The following is a 26,702-nucleotide window of genomic DNA, read 5'->3' as shown; positions in this document are numbered from 1 at the left end:
ACTTTTCTGTGTTTAATTATAAATTCTCTTATTCTAAAATAGGAAGTTCAACAATAAAGGAAGTATCTTTTCCTGCATTACTTCTGGCATAAATCTTTCCTTTATGGCTTATTACTATAGAATTTGCAATAGCTAAGCCTAAACCATAACCACCAGTTTTCCGTTGTCTAGACTCATCAGAACGATAAAACCTTTCGAAAATTTTTTCTAGGTCTTTATCAGGAATTCCTTCTCCAGTATTAGTAATAATGATTTCCATCTTAGATTTTAATTTACTTGAAGCGATGGTAATAGTTCCATTTGGAAAAGTGTGTTTAATAGCATTATCCATTAGAATATTAAAAAGCTTTTTAATTTCTTCTAAGTCACCATTTATAAAAAAATTATCCTTTAAATTGTTTTGTAATTCTATTTTATTTTCAAAGAAAACTGCTTCAAAGGACATAAGTAAATTTTCTAGTATTTTATTTATATTTATAGGTTGTAGGTTAAGTACTTTTTTATCTTCATCAAGCTTTGCTAAGGAAAGCATATCATCTATAAGATGAGACATTCTATCAGTTTGTAGATCTATATAATTCATCCATTTGCCTTGACTTTCAATAGTTTTATCTTTATTAGATGAAACTAAAGCTAAATTAGTTTTAATAATAGCAATAGGTGTTCTAAGCTCATGGGAGGCATCTGCAATAAATTGTTTTTGTTTTTCGAATACCTCTTTAATTGGCGCTATGGTTTTATAAGCTAGATAATAGCTTATAGTAAACAATATAATCAAACTGATAAAGCCAGTTATGAAAAAAGTCTTTAAAAGGTTTTTTAATAGATTTTGCTGAGGTGACTTATTTATTAAAGCAATTCTATTAATCTTACCATCTAAGCTTTTAAAGTATGCAAAATCAGTATTTTCAATTTTTATAACTCCTGATGAAGATTCTTTGGATAGAATATTAACTGCTAATTCAACAAGAATATCTTTATCAACATTATATGGAGTAATAATATTTATCACGTTTAAATTATGGTCAAGATTTATTAGTATACCATTGTTAAGAGGACCACCTTTACTGGGTCCACCATTGTTAGGTTCATGGATTAGTGCATTAAGAGAAAAGTTAATCTGTCTTTCTCCACTATTCCAAGTTATAAAGTATATGACTCCAAATATACAAAAAAATACAAAGGTTAAAAGAGACATATTTATAATAATAAATTTATATTTTAATTTTTTAAACATACTACTCCTCCAATTTATAACCAATACAACGAAGGGTAGATATTTTGGATTTAGAGCCCACATAGGATAATTTTTTTCTTAAAAAAGATATATAGACCTCGATATTATTATATTCAGCATCTGAGTCATAGCCCCAAACCTTTGTAATTAAATCATCTTTAGTAACTATTAAAATAGGTCTTTCCATAAAGTATTTTAGAATTTCGAATTCCTTTGAGGTAAGTCGGACAGAGTTACTATTTCCTTCAAGTTCATAAGTAGATAGATTTAAGGAAAAGTCACTAAAATGAAGAGCATTATCATTTATAACTTCAGCTTTTCTTCTACTAAGAGCTCTTAATCTAGCAAGAAGTTCTTCATGAGAGAAAGGTTTTACTAAGTAATCATCTGCTCCATAGTCTAATCCCTTAACTTTATCTTGAATTTCACCTTTAGCAGTGAGAAGAAGAATAGGAGTAGATACATTATTAGCTCTTAGCTCCTTTAGAATCTCTAATCCATTAACTTTGGGGAGCATTATGTCTAATATAATCAAATCATATATTCCTGTAAGACCATAATCAAGACCTGCTTCACCATTATAAATGCTATCTACTATATATTTATTTTTACTGAGAATTTCTTTTAGAGCTTCAGCAAGGTGTATTTCATCTTCAACTAATAATAATTTCATAATTCATCACCCTTTAATTACAAATTTTTAGATAATATTACGTTTTTTTATTTAATTTTATCATACAAATCTTAAATTCATATTAAAATTATTATTTATTTTTAGAAAATAGTAAAAGTACCATATCGTGTAGTAAAGGATATTATTTTTTGTTTCGATTATATCTATGTACAGAGTGTATATATAGCTGTAAATTTTTTTTGTATATAGTAAGGTGGGGAAGATATGAAGGTCAGGAAAAGGGCAAAGAATGAACTGAAAAGTAAGAAAATTAAAAATACTAAAAAAGGAAAACAGAAAAGGATTAGAGGAATAGGAATGCAACTTATGTTAAGTTTTACAGTAATCATAGTATTAGTTGCAGCATTTCTATCTGCTTTTTCTCTTTATATGAATAAAAAAATTATTACTGACAAATCTAAAAGTCTCCTAGAAAATGTAGCTACATCTATGGCAGGAGAAATAAATCAATTGACAGATAGTTATGGAGTTATAGTAAATCAAATAGCAATAAATGATTTTTTAATAGATGATACAGTAGATATGAAAGAAAAGTTAACAAAATTAAAGAATATAGCTGAAAAAATAGAGTTAAAAGAAATTGCTATAGTAGATGCTGAAGGGAATTGTGTAGATACTTCAGGAGAAAGTACTAATATTAGTGATAAGGACTATTTTTCAAATGGATTAAGTGGGCTTACATTTGTTAGTGAACCATACTTAGGTACAACTGATAGTATGTTAGAAATAGCTATAAGTACCCCAATAAAAGAAAATGGGAATATAAAAGGTGTTTTAATAGCTTATCTAGATGCTAATAAATTATCATCAATAATATCAAAGGTATCCATAGGTAAAAGTGGAAATGCTTATTTAATAAATAGGGAAGGAAATATAATAACTGATAATGATTCCTTGCTTATAGGAACTAAACTATTAGATACAGTTAAAGATAAAAATGGTTCTGAAAATATGAAACAGATTATAGGAAAGATGACATCGGGAGAAAGAGGAGCCAGTGAGTATAGACAAGGTGCAGATGAAAAATATATTGGATTCGCATTTATAGAATCAACAGGGTGGTCTGTAGGTGTAGAAGTAAGTGGAAGTGAGCTATTAGCAGAAATACCAGAACTTCAAATAAAAGTAGTAATTGTATGTATTATTTTTATAGTGTTAGGTCTAATATTTGGATACCTAGTAGCTAAATCTATGACTAAAAGATTAGGCAGAATAGGTACTATTGTAGAAGATATGGCAAAGGGTAATTTCACTAAATCCAATATAGGCAAAATGAACAATGATGAAATTAAAGATATATATACGGCTGTAGAAAAAAGCAAGGAAATTATAGGTGGAATGATTCTAAATGTTAAAGATAGTTCCATGGTTATTGAAAGCGAGGCTTCATCTCTAGCTGCTTTGGCAGAAGAATTTGTATCAGGAGCTCAAAGCATAAGTGAAAGTATAGAAGAAACTGCTACAAGCTCACAAAGGCAGGCAGAAGAATTGGAAGATGTAACTAAAGAACTAGAAGAATTCGATAATAAACTTTCTACTAATATTAGTAACATATATAATATTAGTGATATGGCGGAAAATATTAATAGCAAAGCGGATAAGAGTAATGAGGATATGGAAAAGTTAGCCATGGCCATGAATGAGTTAAGTAAATCCTTTAAAGAGTTTAATAGTTCAATATATAGTATGAAATCTAGTATGGAAACTGTAACAGAAATAACAGAAATTATTAATAGTATATCTGAACAGACAAATCTTCTAGCACTAAATGCGGCTATAGAGGCTGCAAGAGCTGGAGAAGCTGGAAGAGGTTTCTCAGTAGTAGCTGATGAAATTAGAAAGTTAGCAGAGCAAAGCAAGGAATCTACCCAAAATATTTATAATGTAATAAATAATGCTATTAAAGAGAGTGAAACTATAGAAATTAAAAGCAACAATATAAATGGTGAATTAAATAACGGACTAATTAGCGTAGATAATGCTATAGATTCATTTAAAAATATTGCAGCATTAGTTTTAGATATGGTACCTAAAATAGAACATGTAGCAGTTAGCTCTAAAGAAATTATAGAAGATAAAAATTCTATTACTGAAAATATAGAAAATTCAACGCAAATATCTTCTGAGGTTTCAGGAAATACACAACTAATAGCTGCATCTACAGAAGAACTTACAGCTTCTAGTGATGAAGTTGCAAATGCAGCAGAAAAGTTACTTGGACTTACAGAAAATATGAAAGAGTTTATGGAACAATTTAAACTCTAGTATAAGGGTAGTCATCGGATAAACAGAGTTCTTAGCTTCTTTGAAGGTTAGAAATCGTTATCCAGGGACGTAGCAGCTCTTTACTCCCACTTTGAAGAAAATGGGAGTATTAGAGCTGGTAGTCATCGGATAAATTAAGACTTTAAAATAAATTAATTTTTATTTTAAGGTCTTTTTTGTTTATTTTATGGGAAAGGTGAAATACTAATTAATACATGAATTCTGATTTAAATAATAAAGTTATACATTGTTAGTGGAGGTATAATGGAAATATTAGAAGAAAAGCAGTTAAATCTTAAGTTTATTAGTATAACGGCTATTTTATTTATAGCAGGAATATGTATTAATTTATATTTTATGAATTTGCATGAAAATGAAAAAACTAAGGAAGTAGATAGTAATGAAAAAGATATAGTAGAGAATCATATACAAGTACCATATAGTGAAGAGATTGAAGCATATAGTGAAATCTATGGACTAGATCCTTATTTAGTTGCAGCTATAATCAAAACAGAAAGCGGGTTTGATAAGGATATTGTTTCATCTATGGGAGCTGTAGGATTAATGCAGATAATGCCAAGTACAGGAGAATGGATAGCCAGGCAACTAAATATAGAAAACTTCTCTATAGAAATGCTGAAGAATGAAGATGTGAATATAGAAATGGGGTGTTGGTATCTAAATTACTTAAAAAATCAACTTAAATATACAAATGAAATGCTAGCAGCTTATAATGGTGGCATAGGGAATGTATGTAAATGGCTTCAGGATCCTAGATATTCCAAGGATGGAGAAGTAGTTCATACAATACCATTTAAAGAAACCGTAAACTATATAGAAAAAGTAGCTGTAGTTTATAAAGAATATGTAGACTTGTATAAAAGTGAAAAGTAACTTTTATAAAGAACTATGCTGTAGTATTAAAATAAACCTCTGGAGATTATTAAAATAATTTCCAGAGGTTTATTGATTTTAGTTATAATATTTGAAAATGTGTATAGAATTATAGTAGGTTGATGTAAAATACTGTTAATGAGGTGATGAAATGAGTGATGACTTATTTTTACTTAACAAAGGAATAGGAAGAAAAAAATATAGTATCTATGTACTAGCTTTCTTAATAGGATTTATAATTTTAGAGATTATTGGAATATTTATTACTTTTAAACTTGAAAAAACTGATAATGGGTTGCTAATAGCGGCTTCCATGTCTTTTCAGATTACCCTGATAGTTTTTATAAATATAATGTTATTCATTTTAAGTTATAAAAGATTTAAGGATATAAATTTATCAGGTGTATTTGGAATACTTGCAGCTCTTATATTTGTTCAAATCCCAGTGATAATATTTCTAATGTTTTTTAGAGGAAAAGAAAAATGTGGAAAACAAAAGGAGGAAAGTATGGTAAATACCCTTGAGGAAAATGCAACAATAACGCTATGTGAGGGAGAAGAAATGGAAGTCAGAGAATCTAACTTAGGTCAATAATAAAAAGGGTTTTCACAAAATAAATTAATAAAAATAAATGTTGAGCATGTATTTAAATTATATAAGTACATGCTCAATATTCTATTCCAGATTAGTGATATATTTTGTGAAAGATCTTATTATTGTGATAATATAAAGATATAATATTTAGCAAAGGTGGAAATTGCATGCTTAATAACAGGGATGATTATTTTCTCAATATAAAATTACTTGGGCTCATATTTAGTATCTATGTATATATAAATTGTGGCGGCTTCCAAAGCTCTATAATTATAGGATTACTGTGTTTTATAATAATAAACATAGCTTTATATTACTTAGAGAATATTAAGATAAAGCTATGTTTATCAGCCATGTCTTTCTGTATTTCTTATGGACTAGGCATAAAATACAACAGTATATTTTTCGTATTAATACCATTTACTTTTTTTGATATAGGTATATTGATAAATATAAAGCTTATATATTCTTTTATAGGGAGTATCTTATTTATAACCATGATACCAAAAGACATAGTTATGAATTATTTATTGTTTGCAATATTTTACTATATAGCAGCAAAGATATTAATTAACAAAGTAAGTAAAATAGATAAAATATGGAAAGAAAACTTAATGTTAAGAGAAAAAATAGACAAGTATACTAAAGAGGTAGAAAAAGAAAAAAATTATTCAAAACAGATAATATATACCACAAAGTTGGAAGAAAGAAATAAGCTATCAAAGGAAATGCATGATAAAATTGGACATACTATAGCTTCTAGTTTAATGCATCTAGAAGCCACAAAGGTAGTAATAGATAAAGATAAAAATGAAGCTAAAAATATGATAAATACAACTATTCAAGTTCTAAGGGAAGGTATGGATGATATTAGAAAAACTTTAAAAATAATTAAGCCTTCCGAGGAACAATTAGGTATAAATAGAGTGAAATCTATAATGGATGATGCTTTTAGTCATAATAGTTATGGATATACCTTTAATTACTCTGGAAACATAGACAAGCTTACCTATAGTCATTGGAAGTGTATAATTAATAACCTAATGGAGGGAATCACAAACATAAAGAAACACTCTAGGGGTAACAGTGTTTATTTTAATATTGAAGTTCTAAATAAGATTGTAAGAGTATCTATAAAAGATAATGGTGATGGAGCAGTGAATATAAAAAAGAGCATTGGACTTAAGGCAATGGAGGAGAGAGTAATAGACATTGGAGGAAATATTAGTTTTAATGGAGAAGATGGATTTACTATAATAATGATTCTTCCTTTATCATAACAGAGCAATTAATAAGGGATTGCCTAAATAACTATTTAATTTATTTGGACAATCCTTATATTAATATTATATTTTTAATTGAGATCTTTCATTGAAGAAGCTTTTGTAGGAGATATAGGTTGCTATTAGAGTAGCAATGGAGGTTGAAGATAATATCATAAAGGTAACCATTATTTGAAATTTAATTGCCATAAGTGGAGATGATCCAGCTAAAATCAATCCAGTCATCATCCCAGGAAGAGATACAATGCCAAGGGTTTTAGCAGAGTCAATGGAAGGCATTATTGAGAGTTTTATACTATCTTTAAGAATCTCTTTAGATGCAACCTTAGATGTGGCTCCAAGAGCAAGTTTAACTTCAACTTCATTTCTCTTGCTACTAAAGGTAGTATTAAGGTTTTTGTAACTGAGATTTATAGCAACCATAGAATTACTCACAACCATACCGGCTACAGGTACTATTTCATTAGGAATAAAGTTAATAGCACCAGAAAGTACTAATATAGAAAGGGTTATAAAAGCACCTGAAAATAGAGCAATAAAGGATGTTCTAACAGGATTTTTTATGTTCTCACTACGCTTTTTGGTGTTAAGTGCTGCGTTGATAATCATTAGTGTAACTAATAAAATAGTGAATATAGGATTTTCTAAGCTAAATACAAATTGAAGTATATAGCCTACTATAACTAATTGTATTATGGCTCTAACCATACTAATAAGTATATCTTTACCTAGTCCTAAATCTTCTTTATAGGAGATGAAAATAGGAATACAAATTAATACTGAAGAAACTATAAGTGATAGAGTACTCATTAAAATCCCTCCTTAGAAATTATTGTTCCATCTTCTATAATAATCTTTTTATTGCTTAAGTCCTTTATTTGAGATAAATCATGGGTAATCCATAAGATTGTATGACCTTTATTATTCATATCCTTCATAATATGCTCAACTAAAAGTTTATTTTCTTTGTCTAGTGCTGAAGTAATCTCATCTAGTAGGAGAACAGGACCTGCATGGAGAAGAGAGCGAATAAGGGAAATTCTTTGTTTCTCGCCACCAGATAATTTGTTTATATCTTTAATTAAGTATTCCTTGTCTATATTAAACTTTTCTAAAAGCATATATATTTTCCTATCATCTATATTTTTCTTTCTAATTTCATAGGGAAAAGAAAGATTATCATAGACAGTATTACCAAACAAATAAGGTTGTTGGAAAAAATAATTTATTTCACTGCGCAGTTTAAGAGGGGGGATTTCAGAATAATCCTTATCTCTCAGGTATACATGACCAGAAGTTGGAGAAATTAAGTCCCCTAAAATTCTCAGTAAGGTTGATTTGCCACCACCAGAAGGACCTGTGATAGTTATAAAATCCCCTTCATTGATTTCTAAATTAATGTCCTTTAGAACTTTTGTATTAGCATCTTGAAAAGAAACATTTTTTAAAGATAATATACTCATTATATCCCTTCTTTCAAAGTAAAATTAAAAAATATTATTGCTTAATTATATCATTTAAAGATAAGAATACATATATAAACCCTCACTAATAAATTAAATTTCTTAGTGAGGGTTTATTATAATGGTCTTTAATACAGTATTTATAATACTTACATTAAATATAAAACTTTTATTGAAGTTTGAACTTAAGCTTATAGGCTGAAGCTAAAAATAGCGCAATGGAGAAGAGTAATAATATTCCCAAATTAATAATAATAGAATCTGTTCCCATACCCATCTGAAGTTTAGTTATCCCATTCATTACCCAGTACTGAGGAGTGAAGGGAGCTATAAATCTAACACTTTCAGGTAAAAAATTAATGGAAGTAAAAGCACCTGATACCATGGTAGTGATAGTAATTACAATGTTAGAAAACATACCGTATCCCTTAGAATTAAAAAATAAAGCTATGGAAAAAGTACCAAAGGCCACGGTAACTAGGGCTATTCCTAATAATAGAAGAAACAGAGGAATAAAGCTCACTCCGGTATATATATCTACAAAATAATTTAGAGTTATAAGGGTAATTAGAAGTTGAAAAGCTAAAAGTGAAAAGTTTGCTAAGATATTTCCTCCAATATATTGAAAGGAGGTAACTGGCGTAGTAAATATTCTATAGTAAGTTTTATTCCATCTTTCTGATAATACTATATAAGATATAGAAGATGCCCTCATCATGAGAAAGAAAATTACAAAGGCAATTGCAGTTTGAGTTAAATCAAAATCATTCTCTAAATCTGATAAGGTTTTAGAGGTTATTTTAACTGGATCATCACTATATTTTAATAAAAGTTTTTCATATTCATCATTGCTTTTATTAGAATTAATGCCCAAGTTATATAAATCTTCTACTTGAAGATTTACTATGGAGGTAATAGCATCACCCATAGAACTGTCTTTTTCAGAAAGTACATTAATCTTTTTAGGAGTTCCATTTATAATACTTTCTTCAAAGTCTTTAGGGATTTCAATGGTGACAGGAATAGATGTCTCCATCATAGTTGATTCAACAGTAGAACTTTCAAGAGGTACTGTACTAATTGAAGAATTATTACTTAAACTACTTATTAAAAGCTTTGATGAATCAGAGCAATCTTCATCTATAATCCCAATCTTTACAGTTCCATTGCTGAAACTAAATAATTTTATACTAATCATTATTATTATTATAGGAATAAAAAGTTGTATTATAGAAAGCTTATCTTTAAATATAAGCCTTAGATTTTTTTCCGCCATAACTAATAAAATCTTCATTAATAAGCCTCCTGTTTATTTGATATAGAGAAAGTAAAAGCTAAAAATAAAATTCCCAGTGCTACAGAGTAAAGAATACTTATATAAAACTTAGAATAGTCCTCATAAAAAGCTATGGAAAGAATAGATTTATTTATTAAGGTTAAAGGTGAAATATAGCGTACTATATCAAGCAGCTTATTACCATCTTCTAAATATATATATCCTCCACCTAAAAATGTCATAACAGGTATAATTAAGGTATTAAGAAAGAAGGAACCATGTTTTTCTTCCTTAAAAATATATCCAAGTAAAATCCCAAGGGTAGTGCCAAAGAAATTTAAAGATAAAAGGAGTGCTATAACAGAGAAGTAATCCTCACCCCAATAAGCTTTTAAAACAAATATGGAGTAAAGCATTGCAGGAATTAGTGATATCGCTGTTACAATAAAAGTTGAAGTAACTTTAGTTATTATATAGGAATTTTTAGAAAGGTTCCCTTGAAAGCACCTAGCTTCTATTTTGTTTCTTCTATTATTATAAATGGTATAAAACCCATAGCCCGAACCATAAAGGACCATCATAGTTATTTCCACGATGCCATAATAATCATAGGAGGTAAACCCTTTTTTAGGCTGAAATTCAGTAGCAGTAGTAAAGCCTTCTTCTAAGGTTTCAATATTACCATTGGTGATACTTTTTAGAGTGACTTTTTTAGATATGGAAGTTAGCATACTTATAACTATATTTGTGGAATATTTATTCTTAGAATTTTTATAAACTATAATATTTTTATCCTTAAGTTCTAGGAATATAGAATTAGCGGTTTGAACTTCTTTTTGACCTTCTTCTACAGATGAAATTTCTTTAAAGGTTATATTATTATTTTTCCCCAGTTCTAAGAAATTGTTTAATATAAGTTTTTCTTCACTATAATCAGAAGTGGTAGAAAGATTGTTCACATATATCACTGTTTTAGGTTTAAATTCATAGCTTGAAGAAAAGGCTCCACTTAAAGTTATTCCAAGGGTAGTCATAAATAATATAGGGAAAATTATCATGGATAACATGGAGGTTTTATCCCTAACTAGGTCTAATATATCATAATAAACAACATTTAAAAATTTCATAATTTCCTCCTAATCCCTAAGCTTTTTGCCAGTTAAAGTTAAGAATACATCTTCTAAATCTAAGGTTTTATAACCCATATTTCTAATTTCTATATTATTAGAAGTAAAAAAGTTAATAATGGAACTTAAATTTGATACATCTTTACTGGAGGTTATCAGTACTTTATTTTCATTTAAGGAATAACTTTTTACTCCCTTTATTTCCAAAAGCTTTTCTAAAACAGATTCATTAATATCATAGCCTTCAATTTCTAAAGTGGAGTTATCAGAAATTAAAGAGATTAAATCATCCTTAGTTCCCTTTGCTATTAGCTTTCCATTATCCATAATAACAATTTTATTACACAGCTGTTGAACTTCTTCCATGTAGTGAGAAGTATAAATAATAGTGCAACCTTCTTTATTAAGCTCTTTTGCCATATTTAATATATGATTTCTAGATTGAGGATCTATTCCCACGGTTGGTTCGTCCATAATTATAATTTCTGGCTTATGAGCTATGGCGCAACCAATATTTAATCGACGCTGCATTCCACCAGATAGATTTTTACACTTAGTTTTTTTATGATCCTGTAAAGAGATAAAATCTAGAGCATAGTTTAAACCCTCTCTCAAAGAAGCTCCCCTTAACCCATAAAGTTTTGCAAAAAAACTTATATTTTCTTCTACTGTAAGGTTTTCGTATAAAGATATGTATTGAGGTACAATACCCATACGAGCCTTAATTTCTGATCCATACTTATAAAGAGACTTTCCAAAGATTTCTACATTACCTTTAGTAGGCTTTAGTATGGAGGTGATTATATTTATAGTAGTAGTTTTACCTGCACCGTTAGGACCTAAAAGACCTAGAATTTCACCTTTTTCAATGGAAAGAGTTAAGTTATCTACAGCAATATTATCACCAAAGTTTTTAGTCAGGTTTTCCATATTTATTAACATTATAACAACCCCTTTTTTAAGCTAAAAAATTATTAAGTATTTTCTAAAAATCATATTGATATTTCTTAGCTGAAATTTAAATATAATTAGAATATCCTATAATTAAATTATATAAAAAACCTTTCCCACTAATAAGTGGAAAAGGTCATAACTTTATATGACTTTAGTCATACCTAAATTTTTCCTTTTAAATAACAAACTGCAATTTGGGTTCTATGCTTTAAATTAGTTTTAGTTAATATGTTTGTAATATAATTTTTCACAGTACCTTCAGAGATATATAGCTTTTCAGAAATTTCCTTATTACTTAAACCTTCAGCAATAGATTCTATAATTTCCACTTCTCTTTTAGAAAAATTATTCATATTAGGGTTAGGACATACTGGAGAAGTTTTAGAAAGAAGCTTATCTATAATTCCATTTTCCACTACGTCACTTCCATTATGAACTACTTTTATGGTGTTAATAATAGTATTAGGAGAATTGCTTTTTAACAAATAACCCTTTGCTCCATTCCTTAATGAAGAAGAAATATATTCATCCTCATCAAAGGTGGTTAATATAATGACTTTAGTTGATGTGACTTTACAAATCTCCTTAGTTGCCTCTACACCATTTAATTTAGGCATACGAACATCTAAAAGTGCCACGTCCACAGAGTTATTACAGCAATATTTAACAGCTTCCAAACCATTTTCACAAACATGTACAACATTTAACTCCTCATCCATGGATAATATAATCTTTAAACTTTCTCTTATCAGTGCATCATCATCACAAATTAAAATTTTAATACTCATAATAACTCCTATAATAAAAAAATATAAACTTTTAATAAAAAACATGATATCTTCAATTAATGTATAGTAGAAGATCAAAATTAATATGTATAAATTTAGCTCCATAGTATATAAATTAAATATTTCTATAAAAATCATTAAAAACCTTTATATTATAAAAATAAAATAGCGAGATTACCCTGGGGGTGGGTATCTACGCTATTTTAAGGCATTTATCCGATGACTACCAGCTCTAATACTCCAGTCTTCTTAAAAGAGGGAGTAAAGAGCTGTTACGTCCCTGGATAACGATTTCTAATCTTCGAAGAAGCTAAGAACTCTGTTTATTCTAGAGGGTTACAATATGGCTCAAACCATCCTTGAGGGAATTTACAAAGAGGACATACTTTAGGTGCAGTGTCACCTTCATGTATATATCCACAGTTAGTACATTGCCATAGAGAATCAGAATCTCCTTTATACAAGGTACAGCTAAGTAATCGGTTGTAAAGAGCACGGAATCTTAAATCATGCTCAGCTTCCACTTCTGCAAGTTCTTTATAGAAGTCTGCGATTTCTTCGAACCCTTCCCTTCTTGCGACTTCTTCATATTCTTTATAAATTGCAGTTGCTTCAGCAGTTTCGCCCATAAAGGCATTCATTAAGTTTTCTTCTGTAGAGTTTACTTCACCTAAAAATTCTCCAAATACCCTTCTAGCATGGGCAAGTTCATTAAATGCAGTTTCATCAAAAACTTGGGCTACATAGTGAAGACCTTCACTTCTAGCTTTTTCTGCATATAATGTATATTTAGTGTTAGCCTTACTCTCACCAGTAAAAGTCTTTTTCAGATTTTTTTCAGTTTGACTTCCGTAAAATTCCATATAAATCTCCCAAAAAGTACTATCTATATATAATATATTAGTAGGTACTTTAAAGGTTACAAAAAATAGACTATGAAACATGAAATTAAGTTTCATAGTCTATTTTTTATTTATGCACTCATCAATATCCATAATAAATCCTTACATAGAAATTTTACTCTTCATAGTAACTAAAACAATAAAATAAGCAATTTTTATAATGTGGTAGATCACTTTCAAGGATAACATGACCATTGTCAGGCATCTTTGAATAGAATTTCTTAGTACCATCTTCAAATCTAATTTCTATAGTTCTAAGTCTTTTGAAAAGTTCATTAGCTAGTTCATAATCAATAGGCTTAATTATTCTCCATGTATCATTAAGACTTACATGCTTATCTTTTGCAAGTTTTACACGTCTGTGAATGATAAATTTTTCTGGACCTCTAAGTTCTAAAGTATGACCTTCAGAATTAATAGCTCTGTAAGTAGGATGAGAATCTAAAACTTGAAAAGCTTCTAAAGTTGATAAATTGTATTCCATAATGTAATAACCTCCTTTAAACCATTTTTATTATATTAAGTTTACTCTTAATATATGAGTATAATACTATAATTATATCATAATATGATTATAAGTGCAGGTAAATATTAGAAATTATCTTATATTTAAATTTAAGAAACTTTAAAAAGTATAAACTAAAGATTTGTGGTTACTCTAATATTACAAAGGGGTGATACCGTGACAAATATGAAAAAAACACAAAATAATAAAAAAGAAGATGGACATTTTAAGAAAAAAAATATAAATCATGATCCACAAGTAGAAAGTGCTAAAGCTGTATTTAATGGACCTAAGTCTGAATACAATGGTCCTAAAGCAAAGGAGCATGATCCAAAGGATTTTATTATTTAAAGTAAGAATTAAAAGGTATATCATAGTGATGAAAGTCATTAGGATATACCTTTTATAAGTTATAGCTCTAATTAAATCCATTACTACTAGCTTTAATACTCCATCTGAAGCTAAAAACTCTGTTTACCAAGATTTAAATTCATATTAATTATTGCATGAGGAAGCTATATTATAAAAGTTTACAAATTACTCCCAATTTATATGTTATAATGTATAAGTAACACTGTAAAAGTAAAAATTCCACATAATTTATCAAAAATCAAAAGGATATGAATGATATATGTAGAATAAAATTAATGGTGACTATATTTTAGTGATAAAATGTATAATTATGTATAATAGGGGGAAAGAAGAGTGAAAAGAAGTAAAAGTCGTATTAGAAAGCTACTATGTGCAATAACTGCAATGTTAACAATTACTATGGTATCTCCAGTTAGTAGATTAGCTGCAGCAGAAGATGGTGGTATAAGTAATACAGAAAGTCAATTAAAAACTATACTAAGTGAAAATGAAGGGGCTAATGTACAAGTGAAAAATGGATTATCCATTGATGTTGGACAAGCAATTGACCATACTAGCCTTTTAGTAGAAGAAGAAGCTTCAATTCCTTTTAAATTAAGTTCTAGAGATGAAAGTATAGTCAAAGTAGACGAAAATGGAAAATTTGTGGGTGTAGCTACAGGGGAAACCTTTATAACCCTTGAAAGTGAAGGCGGTACTTATGTTTATGAAGTATTAGTAAAGGAGCCAACTAAAGAAGTAGCATCAGCTAGAACTTTAACAGCAACCACTGCAAAAGCTATAACAACTAACAGTAACTATAGAGTATTTATTGATGCAGGACATGGTGGTGATCCGAGATATGGTGGTGATCCAGGAGCTTGTGCGAATGGATTAGAAGAAAGACATTTAACTTTAGCGATAGCTCTTAAGGTTCAAAGAATTCTTCAATCTCAAGGAATAGAAGTAGTAATGAGTAGAACTACGGATAAGTTTTTGGAGCTTAGAGAAATTAGTTCCCTTGCTAATAATTCAGGAGCTGATGCCTTTGCATCAATTCATATAAATTCAGCAACTACAACTGCTGCATATGGAATAGAAACTTATTATTATCCTAATAGAATGGATTCAAAGCCACTTGCAGATTCTGTGCAAAAACAATTAATAAGCAGTACAGGAGCTTATGATAGAAAAGTAAAGACTGCTGATTTTCATGTGGTTAGAGAAACTAAAATGCCATCAATTTTAGCAGAATGTGGTTTTATAAGTAATAAAAGTGAAGCAATTAAAATGAGCACTAATTCTTATCAAGAATTATTAGCTAGTGGTATAGCTAATGGTATAAATAATTATTTAAAGGCTAATGTAACCCTTTCTTCAACCCCTGGTGAGAGAATATATGGAGCTACAAGATATGAAACTTCTTATTTAGTGGCAAAGAAGGGGTGGTCTTCTTCTGATACAGTTGTAATAGCACCTGGAACAGATTATCCAGATGCTCTATGTGCAGGTCCGTTGGCTGCTAAAAATAAAGCACCAATACTATTAGCTAGGAATCAATCTTTAAATGAACAACAAGAACTTAAAAATTTATTATCTAACCTAAAGGTTAAGAATGTATATATAGTAGGAGGAACTGGTGTTCTTTCATCTGCTTTTGAAAATCAAATTAAAGCAATGAATATAACTACAAAAAGGTTAGGTGGAGCAGATAGATATGAAACTTCTTTAAAAATTGCACAGCAGATTGGAATTCAAAGTGAAGTTGTAGTTACAACTGGGGAAAACTTTGCAGATAGTCTTTCCATATCATCCATTGCAGGTATTAAAGCCATGCCGATACTTTTAACTAGAGACAGCACTATACCAACTAATATAAAAAGCTATTTAAGTAATAAAAATATTACTAAAACTTATGTAATAGGTGGTTCTGGTGTTATATCAGATTACACAGCGAAAACTTTAATTAATTATGAAAGAATTGGTGGAGTAGATAGATATGATACAAATCAAAAAATATTTAATAGATTTAAAAGCATATTAAATATTAGTGAGATGTATACTGCTCTAGGAACTGATTTTCCAGATGCTCTTTCAGTATCAGCTTTAGCAGCACAAAGAAAATCTTTTGTACTATTGATGGATCCAACTGAGGTGAATATATCAGTAATGAATTTAGTTACGCAAAATAGAAATACTATAAATAAAATGTATATATTAGGTGGACCACAGGTAATAACAAGTACTATATTAAATAAATTAAGAATTAAATTATAAAAAATTAATTTGAAAAAATGTCTTAACTAAAGGTTAAGGCATTTTTTTATTAAAAATTAACAGGTGTACACAAGATTTATATGGGCAAACTAATATAAAGTTATTTTATTTAAAATATATTTTATAGAAGGGAGAAATGTTATGAAGAAAGTTATATATTTAATTTTAGTTTTATTATTAACTACTAATTTTCATGGAGCATTTGCCATAGATACACACAGTGATCCTGATTCCGTAGAGATATCTTTACCAAGAATGGTTAATAATATACTGAAAGATGAAGAAGGTGCCACAATAGAAAACGAGGAAAAGGTATATTCTAATAAGTATGTATCTGTAAATATCAATAGGCCCATTGTAAAGATTGTTAAAAATAAAGAAGCAGAAGGGATTATAAATAATAAGATATCAAAAAGAATTAATGACTTTGAAGAATATATAACAAAGCTATCTATTAGAGACAATGAATATAATATAAAAGTTGGGTTAGAAACAAAACCCTATGTAATTAATGTAAACAATAATGTGACTTATAATAAGAATAATATCCTTTCAATAACACTAAACCTATATAGTTATACAGGTGGAGCTCATGGATCATCAGTAGATGAGTCTTTTAACTTTGATATAAATACAGGAAATAGAGGAGTCATTGAAGATTTCTTGGGTAATAATAGGAATTATAATAAAATTATTTTAGACAATGTGAAAGCTACTATAAATAAAAATCCTGAATTATATTTCAAAGAAGCTGTAGATAAACTAAATGTAATCCCTTATAATCAAAAGTTTTTCTTAACAGATAAAGACTTAGTTATATATTTTGATGAATATGAAATTGCTCCCTACGTAGCAGGAATTCCTAAATTTTATATACCTCTAAGTAAATTTCCTAAAGGTTTAAATAAAGTAAATATTCAAGTGGAAGCCCCAATAATAAAAACAATAAATTATGAAGAAAGTAGTGAAGATTTTAATCAGTATTTATCTTATCCTAAAATTGAAAATATGATAAACAAGGATATAGAGATGAAAATTAATAACTATATTAAAGATGAAGTTTTTAAATTTATAAAAGATATAAAGGCATCAAACACTCAAAATAAAGATTCCGATAAATATGTAAAAGGAGTTACCACATACTACAAGAGCTTATTTAAAGATAAAAATAGCATAATTTTCTATATAACCTATTCAGGAAATAATAGAAGGGATGAAAATATTTTCTTAAACAATAAAATATATGAGGTAAACTTACAGAGTGGAGAAATTAAAGTAAAGAATCAGTAGATAATTAGGTTCTATATATTAAAATCTAATGAGAGTAATTTTAAAAAAATCATATAAATTCAAATAAAAATGTTGTAACACATTGGATATATGACTAGTAATATAATAAGTGAAGCATTCAATTTCGGAGGAGAGTATGCAAAATAAAACTAGTCGTAACATAATAGGTCCTGATTTAAATGAATATAGGGGCGATGTAAATTATACTCTACTTGCAACACAAACCCCATATGCTTATTTACGTGGTTCTGGTTATGGTACTGGTAGATTTAGAATAGACAGAAAATTTATTGAGTATGTAAACGGATTAAGAAATGTGGGAGTAAAAACAGGAGCATATCACTATGCAGTACCTTCCACAGATTTAACTACCGCAGATGTTCAATGTGATGGATTTATAGACATATTACAACAAGCTTATGGACCAGGAAGATATGGAGATCTATTCCCTGTAATTGACATTGAAGCACCACTAGATAAATCTATATCTACAGATGCATTACTAGATTGGGTAGACAGATTTAGAAAGAGATTTGAAAGAAAAACTAGAAGAAAAATGATGTTATATACTGGAGCATTTTTTATTGATTTATATAATAATTTCTACCATACTAAGAAAGGCTTTATTCTAGCAGATATGCCTCTTTGGATTGCTATGTATCCAGAATTACCAACAAATCCTCCATATCCAAGGGATCAAGGTGGATGGACTAGATGGAGAATGTGGCAATTTACTGAGAATGGAACCATGCCTGGAGTAAATCCACCAGTAGACTTAAACTATGGACCAGAAAATTTAGATTTATTAACGCAACCTAGAAGTGTAAGAGACTTTAGAGCAGTAGCAACAGGCCAAGAAATAAGAATGAATTGGACTAAAAATACTGATATAGATTTAGGTGGATATAATATATTCATAAACTCCAACTATGTAACTACATTAGGCAGAGATGCTAACTCCTATGTTTTAAAACTAGCTAACAAACCAAGTCTAGGAGAAAGGTATATAATGTCTATTGAAGCCTTTGATACCGACGGAGATTTTTCACAAGAGAGAGCTAGTGCTAATGTTACCTTTGGCAGGGAGATAGTATTTAATAATGAAAATTCACCTGAATGTCAATGTAGTAACAGATGGGATGTAGAAGCTCATGCTGATGTAAAATCTGTAGAATTTAAGGATCCTGTAGATAGTTTAGCAAAAAGATTTATTAAACCTATTGAAAGAAAAGAAGATTTTGATATCTATGACGATTTTGTAGAAACAGATGATGAATTTGATGATATTTTATATATGAAGAGATTAGAAGCTGAAAGAGCATATAAAAAATATTATGATAATAGAGAATCTAGGAATAAATTTGGTCTTAATGAAGTTAATAGGGATTATAGATGTGAAGATGATTGTGAATACTTAGAAGAAAAATCTAAGTACATTTGTCCAAAATGCAAGAAGTGCAATGAAGAACACCATGAACACCATGACGAACATCATGAACACCATGAAGAGCATTGTGATCACCATCATGAACACCATGACGAACATGATAAACATGATAAGTGGAATAAGGATGATTACCATTGCAAGAAAGAATACTATAATGGCCAAAATAGTTATAAAGATGATGATTATCTAGAAAATCATAACTTCCATAATAATGATGAGCTATATGAACACCATGAGGATAAATCAGAATTTATAAAGGAATGGGACAAAAAACCTATAAAATGCAAATGTGAAAGAGAAGAAGATAATCAAGACATAGTTTTAAATGATGATTGTAATAGGTATGAAAAACCAGTATATGATGACATCCTAAGAGAAGAATATGAAGGAGACCGTCGTAGATTAGAAAATCGTGATCCAATAAGTTATAAGGTATGTGAGGAATGTGTGCAGCCTAAGAGCAACTGCATGAAGTGTGAATATTTACTTCAAAACATGTATCTAAATAATTGTGATTATGGACACAAACATCATAAAAAGAAATACTATGATTATAAAGAATATGATGAATGTTATCCAAGTAAGAAGAAGAGCAAGAAGAACAAAAAACATCATAAAAAACATCACAGATAATTAAAAAGTCCACTTTCTTTTAAGGAAGGTGGACTTTAATACATATTATACTTCTTTTGGTGTATCCGTAATAGGTTCAGTTTTTATAGCATACTGAAAAGCACCTTCGTCACTATCTTCATATTGTTTTATGTCAGGGAAAGCTTCATAATCAATTTCAGAATCTTCACCACAGTGACAAGCATTTAGATTTTCTTCATAGTCATCATCTAAGAAGCTACATTGACATAGGTCTGATTCTTCATCTCTATCTTCATCTTCATTTAAATCACCCTTCATAAGAGCCTCACTTATAGACTTTATGCTCTTGTTTGAAACGGCATTTACAATTTTATCTACAACCACAACAGCACCTACAATAGCTAAAGTATTTGTTATTAATTTTTTTAAATTCATAATATCATTCCTTTCTTAAGATTCCCATTTAGTTTATGTATAATATGAGAAATTATATCTAAATATTTATTAAAATATTTTTTATTGCATTATATTAGTTTTTTGTGCCCTTATTTTTTTCATAATAGACTCTAGATTAAACATATGGCTTTGAAGTATGTTAAGATTCTTACCTAAAATCATGCTTCTAGTTATTATTCCATCAAATAGATCTGATTCCTTTTGAGTAAGAGAATCCTTAAACCTTCCTCGTTGTTCAAAGTTAAGTTTTTCAAATTCTACAACAATGTGATAACAATACTCTAATAAGTTGCCATTAATATGACTAGCTCTATTTTTATAATTTCTCTTACAAACTAAAAATCCAATAATAATTATAATAATTACAACAACAAATGAATACATGAGCATAAAGCCTCCTTTTTAGCACACATTAATAAGTATAGGTTAAGGATAAGTTCCTGTAAAGAAAATTATTCCTAATATATAAAATATTTAATATTAGAATAGTTGTAATAACATTTTTATAGCTACCGCAAGGGACATAGTAACAAAAATAGGCTTAATAACCTTTGAACCCTTATTAATAGCTAACTTTGTTCCAAGCTTAGCTCCTAATATCATAAATACACAAACAGGTATACCAATTAGATAATTTATGTTACCACTAAAGGCAAAGGTAACAAGAGCAGCAATATTACTAACAAAATTTAAAACTCTAGCATTTGCTGAAGCTTTAAGAAAATTAAAACCTAAAATATTAATAAGACCAAAGATTAAAAAGGAGCCTGTACCAGGTCCAAAGAATCCGTCATAGAATCCTAGTGAAAAAGCAAAGATTATAGAAATAGTCATATTCCTTTTATTTAATCCCTTAAAATTATCCTTTTCCCCAATGGATTTAGAAAAGAATGTATAAACACCTATGGCAAGAACCAGCACAAGAACTAAAGGTTGAAGAAAACTTTCATCCAATAGAAGTACAGCCTTAACTCCTAAAATAGAGCCTATTAAAGTGAAAGGTGCCACTATTTTAAGAAACTTAAAATTGCAGTTACCTGACTTTATAAAATTAATAGAACTAGTAAGCGAGGCCATAGAAGCTGTAAACTTGTTAGTTCCAAGAACCATGTGAGGAGGCAAACCAGCTATCATATAAGCAGGAACGCTTATTATCCCACCACCACCAGCAATGGAATCTACAAAGGCTGCCAGAAAACCTGCAAAGCATAAAAAAATAAAAGTAAGTGTATTCATAATTCCTCCAGAAATTTAATTTTTACAAGCTTCATATTAAAGAATATATTATAAATTTATGAAGCATAATCTACTCTTATATTATAAGGGGAAAAGGAAGAAAAAGAAACAGAATAGAATTTAAATTAATAACGAATATCTAGAAGCTTTTTCTTAAGCTCTCCTTCCATACGTCCAATTTCAAGTTCAGCCTCTTGACGTTTTTGACGGCCTTGCTCTTGGATTTTAACTACTTCATCTAGGGTAGATATAAGAGTTTGGTTAGTGTGTTTTAAAGTTTCAATATCTACAATTCCACGTTCACTTTCTTTTACAGTTTCAATAGTAGCTGTTTTTAATGATTCAGCATTCTTACGTAATAGTTCATTAGTCATATTTGTAACTTCTCTTTGAGCTGCCATTGCTTGTTGAGAATGAGCAACACCTAAGGCAATAACCATTTGACTCTTCCATAGAGGAATAGTATTGACTAAGGTAGATTGTATCTTTTCTGCCATAAGAGTATCATTATTTTGAACTAATCTAATTTGAGGAGCCATCTGAATAGATATTACACGAGTAAGTTCTAAATCATGAATTTTTTTCTCAAAACGATCACAAAGATTAGCCATGTCATTAGTAGCTTGAGAATCTTCAGGTAGATTAGATGTATTAGCCTTTGCAACTAATTGGGGTAACACTACTTTACGAACTTCCTCAAGTTTTTTCTTGCCAGCAAGGATATACATAGAAAGTTCTTTAAAATATACTAGATTTATACTATACATTTCATCTAACATGGCAATATCCTTTAATAGCTGAATTTGATGTCCTTCTAAAACATTACATATTTTATCTACATTTACTTCTGCCTTATTATATTTAGTTTTAAGATTTGATATATTATTAGCTGCTTTTTTAAATATTCCAAAGATACCCTTTGGTTTTTCTTCAGTATTAAAGTCTTTAAGTTCACCAATTAAATTAGTTATCATATCTCCAACTTCACCTAAGTCCTTTGTTCGAACATTTTTAAGAGCACTTTCAGAGAATCCAGCTATTTTTTTTTGAGATGCAGCTCCATATTGAAGGATCATATTTGTATTAGTAATATCAATTTTTTCTGCAAAATCACTTACAATTTTCTTTTCATCATCACTTAATGAGCTATCATCAAGAACTTCAGGTTCCACATCTGGAGCTAGTTGTGGTTTAACTTCAGGAGTTGCCTCAGTAAAAGTATCTAAGGTAAGTGAAGGAACTATATTTGATGTATTAGAATTTGTATATAATATATCTTTGTTTTCAGTATTTGTCATTTAATTATCCTCCTTGATATTAAAATAAATATATTTCTCTATACTTAAGTAAGCATAAAATTTAAACACGTATAATTTGAAAAAATTTATATGAAACAAATTATTTCATAAAACCATCACTAGTTAGACCTTCTTGGACAAGCATAGCCTCTAGTACTTTAATGTCAGTAGATATATCTAGAGCATCATCAGCAAATAGATTATCTAATTGTTTTTCAAAGGCATCCGCTATAGTAGAAAGAATGCCTTCAATATTTTCTATGGTAGTAGATATGTTACCACCTTTAATACATTGTCCATTTAAACTTATATATGAATTCAATAGTTTTAAAAGTGTAGGTAAATAATAGCTCATAAATTTACTTATTTGAGATGCATCTTCAGGATGTTTTGCAATGTATCTAAAAATCTTGTCAGTAGCTACTTCCATACGTGTAATTTGATTAGTAATCTTCTCATCAGGAATTTCATCATTTGCCTTTTTAATTTGATTAAGATAAGCAAGTCCTTCAGCAATAATAACATCTACAGCTTCATCACCAGAAGAGATTATTTCATCGGTAGAAGAAGGCAATTCTTTAGCAGAAGAAGTTGTTTTAACATTGTTCTTTTTCCTATAATTTTTATAAATAGAAGATTTAGAAACACGTTTTAAAAAATAAAAAAATAAAAATGCAAAAAGTAAAATTATTCCTAAATATTTCATAAAAGGTACGCCTGAGTTATCAGAATTACTTTTATTATAAGTATTATTTATATCATAAGAATTATTTTTATCAATAGTATCAATCTTAGTAGCTAAGCTTGATACCACATTGCTAAGATTGTACTTATTATTATGGGTACTTAGGGATGTAGCAAACTTTTTTTCTATAGATTTATAGACTGTTGAATCCGTTAAAGCACTTTTTAAACCAGTACCTGTAGCAATGAAAGTCTTATTTTCACCAGAAACAATAAGAAGTAATACTGCATTATTTTTTTCTTTTAAGTCCATATCCCATTCATCAAAAACTTTATAAGCATAGGTTTCTATGTCATTACCTTCTGGTAAATTTTCAATAGTTAACACTGAGATTTCAGCATCACTAGTTTCAGTAAACTTCTTGTTTCTTGTGATTATATATTTTATACTACTATCAGGCAATACATCAGCATTATCCGTTACCCACATAAGCTGAGAACGGGTAGGAATTAGTGAATCACTAGAACTCTTTTTAGATGTATTTATATCATTTTTAGCATCATTAGTTGCATATAAAAGTTCAGGGGAGTCAAGTATATTGGATTCAGCATTAGCAGATGTGTTAAAGAAACTTGTGGTAAATGCTAATACAATAACAAGTATTAAGGATTTTAAGTTTAAAAATTTTCGTTTCATAAATATCTCCTTTAAATAAAGATTAAAATAAATATAATATAGTTTATTAGTTATGTATTCACAACCTTTGTAAAATATATATTATAGATACTATAATTGTAAATACATTTAGAATTAGTGTCAATGAATATTGGGATTATAAGAATTTTACTAAATTAAAAATAAAAAAAGATTTTCGCAAATATATTACTAATCTTATATAGAATGCTGAGCTTGCACTTTATATTATTGTTTGCGCATGCTCAACACTTATCTTAGATTAGTTTATTAGCGAAAATCCATTTTATATAGTTGTTTTTATTTATTTTTACACATTAAATTTTCTTCCCATAGTGGTTCTGCTCTCTTAGCCCAAGTTTCACCATAGTCTATAGTTTTAGCTACTAAATCTTCTACATTTTCAGGATCTACATACTCTGTAGACTTAGCCCCAGAAGCCTTAACCATTTCTGCAATCTTTGGAGCATTATCAAGAATTGGGCAAGGTCTAAATTGATTATTGTTAAAAGGTTGATTCTTTTGATATTCCATAAACAGTGGCTGTCCTAAAGCTTCAATTAAAGGAACTTCCTTTATATTAGCACTGGAGTAGTGGCAGAATACACAAGGTTCCACATCACCATTAGCATTAATATGGCAGTATCGTCTTCCACCAGCCACACAACCACCAACATATTCAGCATCGTGCCAGAAATCCATATTAAAGATTGGTTTAGTTGAGCGCCAACCTCTTATAGTACGATAAAGTTTTTCTCTTTGATCAGGATTAGCCATTAAGGAAGTATCTGTTTTGCATCCTATAGGCATAAAGGTGAAGTACCAAGAGAAATAAGCACCCATATCTATCATCATATCTATAAATTCTTCAGATAAAACGCTATCACAGTTATTAGTTGTAAAGCAAGTTGAGAATCCAAAAGGAACTCTATTTTCTTTCATAAGAGCCATAGCACGAGTAATATCCTTCCAGGAACCATTACCACGTCTTGCATCAGTAGCATCATCAAAACCTTCAACACTAATAGTAGGAACTATATTTCCAACTTCACATAGGTCTTCACAGAAAGCCTGGTCAATTAATGTTCCATTAGTAAATATCATAAACACACAATCATTATGTTTCTTAGCTAGTTTTAAAATATCATTCTTTCTAACTAAAGGCTCACCACCAGTCATTATATAAAAGAAGATACCCAAATCCTTACCTTGAATAAGTAAACTATCTAATTCATCATAGCTTAAATTTAAAGCCTTGTTATAATCAGCAGCCCAACAACCAATACATTTCTTATTACAAGCAGTAGTAGGGTCTATAAGTAAAGTAAAGGGAATTTCATATCCATATTCCTTAGATTTTTTCCTAGATTCACTCCAACCTCTAATAGAAGAATTAAGAAGAAAGTTACTAAACACAGTCTCTAAAATATGAGGATTCACTTCTTTGGCTAATTTAGTCATAAGCTCTACCCAGTTATTATCCTTCTCCTTTAAAAATCCTTCAACGGCATCATATTGAGGAGTATATAAATTTTCTGTATCAAACTTCCTTAACCAATGAACAATTTTCTCAAAGTTTTTCTCAGGATTTTTCTTTAAGTATCCAAGTCCCTGCTTTAAAGCAACCTTTTCAATTTTATATTTTACATTTAACATAAGCCAACCCCCATTTTAAATAATTTTAAAGTAAGAAAGTATCATTTTTACTCCCATAATAAGTAATATAACGCTACCACAGATATTAACTGCAACTCTGTACTTATCACCCACACGGTAGCCTACCCTTAGTCCAATAATAGATGAAATCCCTGTTATTACAAATATGATAAACATATCTATAATAATTTCAGTGCGCAGTAGAGCAAAGCCAATTCCTAATACTAAAGCATCCAAACTAGTTGCAAAGGCTAAGGAAAAAATATTTCTATAATTAAAACTTTCCCTTTGCTCATTGATGGATTTAATAGTAAGTGCATTTTTTATCATCTTCAGTCCTAAGAAAATAAAAATAATTGCAGAAAACCATTGATTGATGGATTTAAAAGTTTCAGAATAAATTGAGCTTACTGGAAACTTGGTAATCATCATTCCAATAGTAAGCATAATAGCTTGTATTCCCCCAAATGCAAGGCCAACAATAAAATCCATACGCTTTTTAAGATAAGGTTGAGTTGCACCTGTACATACTGTCACTGTAAATGCATCTAAAGATAATCCTATTGATACTATGATTACTTCCAGAACACTCATAAGCATCTTCCTTTCATAATCTGTTTTCTTAAATTATAGCCAATGTAGATTTTTATGTAAAAATACACTTCGCCCTAAATGTATATCAAAAAAAACAAAAAGCAACTTATGTAGTTGCTTTAAAACAAATCTATTTAATTGT

General features: G+C 29.2%; 24 protein-coding genes and 1 pseudogene. 8 read left to right on the top strand and 17 right to left on the bottom strand.

The annotated features are described in order from the left end of the window. Positions 1-28 precede the first annotated feature (28 nt). Positions 29-1,237 (bottom strand): HAMP domain-containing sensor histidine kinase, encoded by a 1,209-nt coding sequence (locus B2P65_RS10070; RefSeq protein ID WP_346880095.1) that lies wholly within the window; start codon positions 1,235-1,237, stop codon positions 29-31. A 1-nt stretch (position 1,238) separates the two neighbouring features. Then, a complete protein-coding gene (locus B2P65_RS10065) occupies positions 1,239-1,910 on the bottom strand; it encodes a response regulator transcription factor (protein ID WP_346846318.1) in 672 nt (223 codons plus the stop codon). A gap of 225 nt (positions 1,911-2,135) precedes the next feature. Between B2P65_RS10065 and B2P65_RS10060 the strand changes: the two genes are divergently transcribed. The 4 genes from B2P65_RS10060 to B2P65_RS10045 all read left to right on the top strand — a co-directional run bounded on the left by B2P65_RS10060 (position 2,136) and on the right by B2P65_RS10045 (position 6,965). Further along, entirely contained in the window at positions 2,136-4,196 is a 2,061-nt protein-coding gene (locus tag B2P65_RS10060) for a methyl-accepting chemotaxis protein (RefSeq protein WP_346879349.1), read from the top strand. A gap of 264 nt (positions 4,197-4,460) precedes the next feature. After that, a complete protein-coding gene (locus tag B2P65_RS10055) occupies positions 4,461-5,090 on the top strand; it encodes a lytic transglycosylase domain-containing protein (protein WP_346846320.1) in 630 nt (209 codons plus the stop codon). A gap of 151 nt (positions 5,091-5,241) precedes the next feature. Further along, positions 5,242-5,685: a DUF805 domain-containing protein gene (locus B2P65_RS10050; RefSeq protein ID WP_346877167.1), complete on the top strand. Its 444-nt coding sequence runs from the start codon at positions 5,242-5,244 to the stop codon at positions 5,683-5,685. Between the two features lie 167 nt (positions 5,686-5,852). Then, complete coding sequence (locus tag B2P65_RS10045; RefSeq protein ID WP_346879346.1) at positions 5,853-6,965, top strand: sensor histidine kinase; 1,113 nt, start codon at positions 5,853-5,855, stop codon at positions 6,963-6,965. Positions 6,966-7,031: 66 nt separating this feature from the next. Here B2P65_RS10045 and B2P65_RS10040 read toward each other — a convergent pair whose 3' ends face one another. From B2P65_RS10040 to B2P65_RS10005, 8 genes are all read right to left on the bottom strand, one after another. Further along, entirely contained in the window at positions 7,032-7,778 is a 747-nt protein-coding gene (locus tag B2P65_RS10040) for an ABC transporter permease (protein WP_346877166.1), read from the bottom strand. Continuing rightward, positions 7,778-8,431 carry an ABC transporter ATP-binding protein gene (locus B2P65_RS10035; RefSeq protein WP_346846324.1) on the bottom strand — a complete coding sequence of 218 codons (654 nt, stop codon included), beginning with the start codon at positions 8,429-8,431 and terminating at the stop codon, positions 7,778-7,780. Before B2P65_RS10035 ends, B2P65_RS10040 begins: the two co-directional genes overlap by 1 nt. Before the next feature lie 169 nt (positions 8,432-8,600). After that, positions 8,601-9,725, bottom strand: a complete 1,125-nt coding sequence (locus B2P65_RS10030) for an ABC transporter permease (RefSeq protein ID WP_346877165.1) — start codon at positions 9,723-9,725, stop codon at positions 8,601-8,603. Then, positions 9,725-10,834, bottom strand: coding sequence for an ABC transporter permease (locus tag B2P65_RS10025; RefSeq protein WP_346879345.1), 1,110 nt, complete (start codon positions 10,832-10,834; stop codon positions 9,725-9,727). The genes B2P65_RS10030 and B2P65_RS10025 overlap by 1 nt, the downstream gene beginning before the upstream one ends. A gap of 9 nt (positions 10,835-10,843) precedes the next feature. Further along, the gene (locus B2P65_RS10020; protein WP_346877163.1) at positions 10,844-11,776 is read right to left on the bottom strand and encodes an ABC transporter ATP-binding protein; all 933 of its coding nucleotides are present in this window, start codon (positions 11,774-11,776) and stop codon (positions 10,844-10,846) included. A 173-nt stretch (positions 11,777-11,949) separates the two neighbouring features. Beyond that, positions 11,950-12,576 (bottom strand): response regulator transcription factor, encoded by a 627-nt coding sequence (locus B2P65_RS10015; protein ID WP_346877162.1) that lies wholly within the window; start codon positions 12,574-12,576, stop codon positions 11,950-11,952. Between the two features lie 323 nt (positions 12,577-12,899). Further along, a complete protein-coding gene (locus B2P65_RS10010) occupies positions 12,900-13,439 on the bottom strand; it encodes a rubrerythrin family protein (protein WP_346846329.1) in 540 nt (179 codons plus the stop codon). 154 nt (positions 13,440-13,593) lie between these two features. Further along, positions 13,594-13,962, bottom strand: coding sequence for a hypothetical protein (locus tag B2P65_RS10005; protein WP_346846330.1), 369 nt, complete (start codon positions 13,960-13,962; stop codon positions 13,594-13,596). Positions 13,963-14,169: 207 nt separating this feature from the next. On the opposite strand from B2P65_RS10005, the pseudogene B2P65_RS18080 reads away from it, so the two are divergent. The 4 genes and pseudogenes from B2P65_RS18080 to B2P65_RS09985 form a co-directional block, all read left to right on the top strand. Continuing rightward, a pseudogene (locus B2P65_RS18080) lies at positions 14,170-14,274 on the top strand (CPC_1213 family protein); the annotation flags it as partial. 414 nt (positions 14,275-14,688) lie between these two features. Next, positions 14,689-16,611, top strand: coding sequence for a cell wall-binding repeat-containing protein (locus tag B2P65_RS09995; RefSeq protein WP_346846332.1), 1,923 nt, complete (start codon positions 14,689-14,691; stop codon positions 16,609-16,611). A 141-nt stretch (positions 16,612-16,752) separates the two neighbouring features. Continuing rightward, entirely contained in the window at positions 16,753-17,901 is a 1,149-nt protein-coding gene (locus B2P65_RS09990) for a PdaC/SigV domain-containing protein (protein WP_346846333.1), read from the top strand. Between the two features lie 136 nt (positions 17,902-18,037). Next, the gene (locus B2P65_RS09985) at positions 18,038-19,981 is read left to right on the top strand and encodes a glycoside hydrolase family 25 protein (RefSeq protein ID WP_346880094.1); all 1,944 of its coding nucleotides are present in this window, start codon (positions 18,038-18,040) and stop codon (positions 19,979-19,981) included. A gap of 45 nt (positions 19,982-20,026) precedes the next feature. On the opposite strand, the gene B2P65_RS09980 is transcribed toward B2P65_RS09985, so the two are convergent. The 7 genes from B2P65_RS09980 to B2P65_RS09950 form a co-directional block, all read right to left on the bottom strand. Then, on the bottom strand, positions 20,027-20,377 hold the full coding sequence (locus B2P65_RS09980; RefSeq protein ID WP_346846335.1) for a hypothetical protein: 351 nt from the start codon (positions 20,375-20,377) through the stop codon (positions 20,027-20,029). 81 nt (positions 20,378-20,458) lie between these two features. Next, the gene (locus B2P65_RS09975; protein WP_346846336.1) at positions 20,459-20,782 is read right to left on the bottom strand and encodes a hypothetical protein; all 324 of its coding nucleotides are present in this window, start codon (positions 20,780-20,782) and stop codon (positions 20,459-20,461) included. 96 nt (positions 20,783-20,878) lie between these two features. Next, positions 20,879-21,634 (bottom strand): TSUP family transporter, encoded by a 756-nt coding sequence (locus tag B2P65_RS09970; protein WP_346880093.1) that lies wholly within the window; start codon positions 21,632-21,634, stop codon positions 20,879-20,881. A 125-nt stretch (positions 21,635-21,759) separates the two neighbouring features. Further along, positions 21,760-22,932, bottom strand: a complete 1,173-nt coding sequence (locus tag B2P65_RS09965) for a toxic anion resistance protein (protein ID WP_346877158.1) — start codon at positions 22,930-22,932, stop codon at positions 21,760-21,762. A 100-nt stretch (positions 22,933-23,032) separates the two neighbouring features. Further along, positions 23,033-24,313 carry a 5-bromo-4-chloroindolyl phosphate hydrolysis family protein gene (locus tag B2P65_RS09960; RefSeq protein ID WP_346846339.1) on the bottom strand — a complete coding sequence of 427 codons (1,281 nt, stop codon included), beginning with the start codon at positions 24,311-24,313 and terminating at the stop codon, positions 23,033-23,035. A gap of 297 nt (positions 24,314-24,610) precedes the next feature. After that, positions 24,611-25,966 carry a radical SAM protein gene (locus tag B2P65_RS09955; protein ID WP_346880092.1) on the bottom strand — a complete coding sequence of 452 codons (1,356 nt, stop codon included), beginning with the start codon at positions 25,964-25,966 and terminating at the stop codon, positions 24,611-24,613. A 15-nt stretch (positions 25,967-25,981) separates the two neighbouring features. Further along, positions 25,982-26,560 carry a manganese efflux pump MntP family protein gene (locus B2P65_RS09950; RefSeq protein ID WP_346879339.1) on the bottom strand — a complete coding sequence of 193 codons (579 nt, stop codon included), beginning with the start codon at positions 26,558-26,560 and terminating at the stop codon, positions 25,982-25,984. Positions 26,561-26,702 lie beyond the last annotated feature (142 nt).

It is taken from the genome of Clostridium sp. UBA3061 (genome assembly GCF_002367465.1).
Lineage (GTDB): Bacteria > Bacillota > Clostridia > Clostridiales > Clostridiaceae > Clostridium_J > Clostridium_J sulfidigenes.
This window is presented reverse-complemented; position numbering and strand designations above follow the sequence as displayed.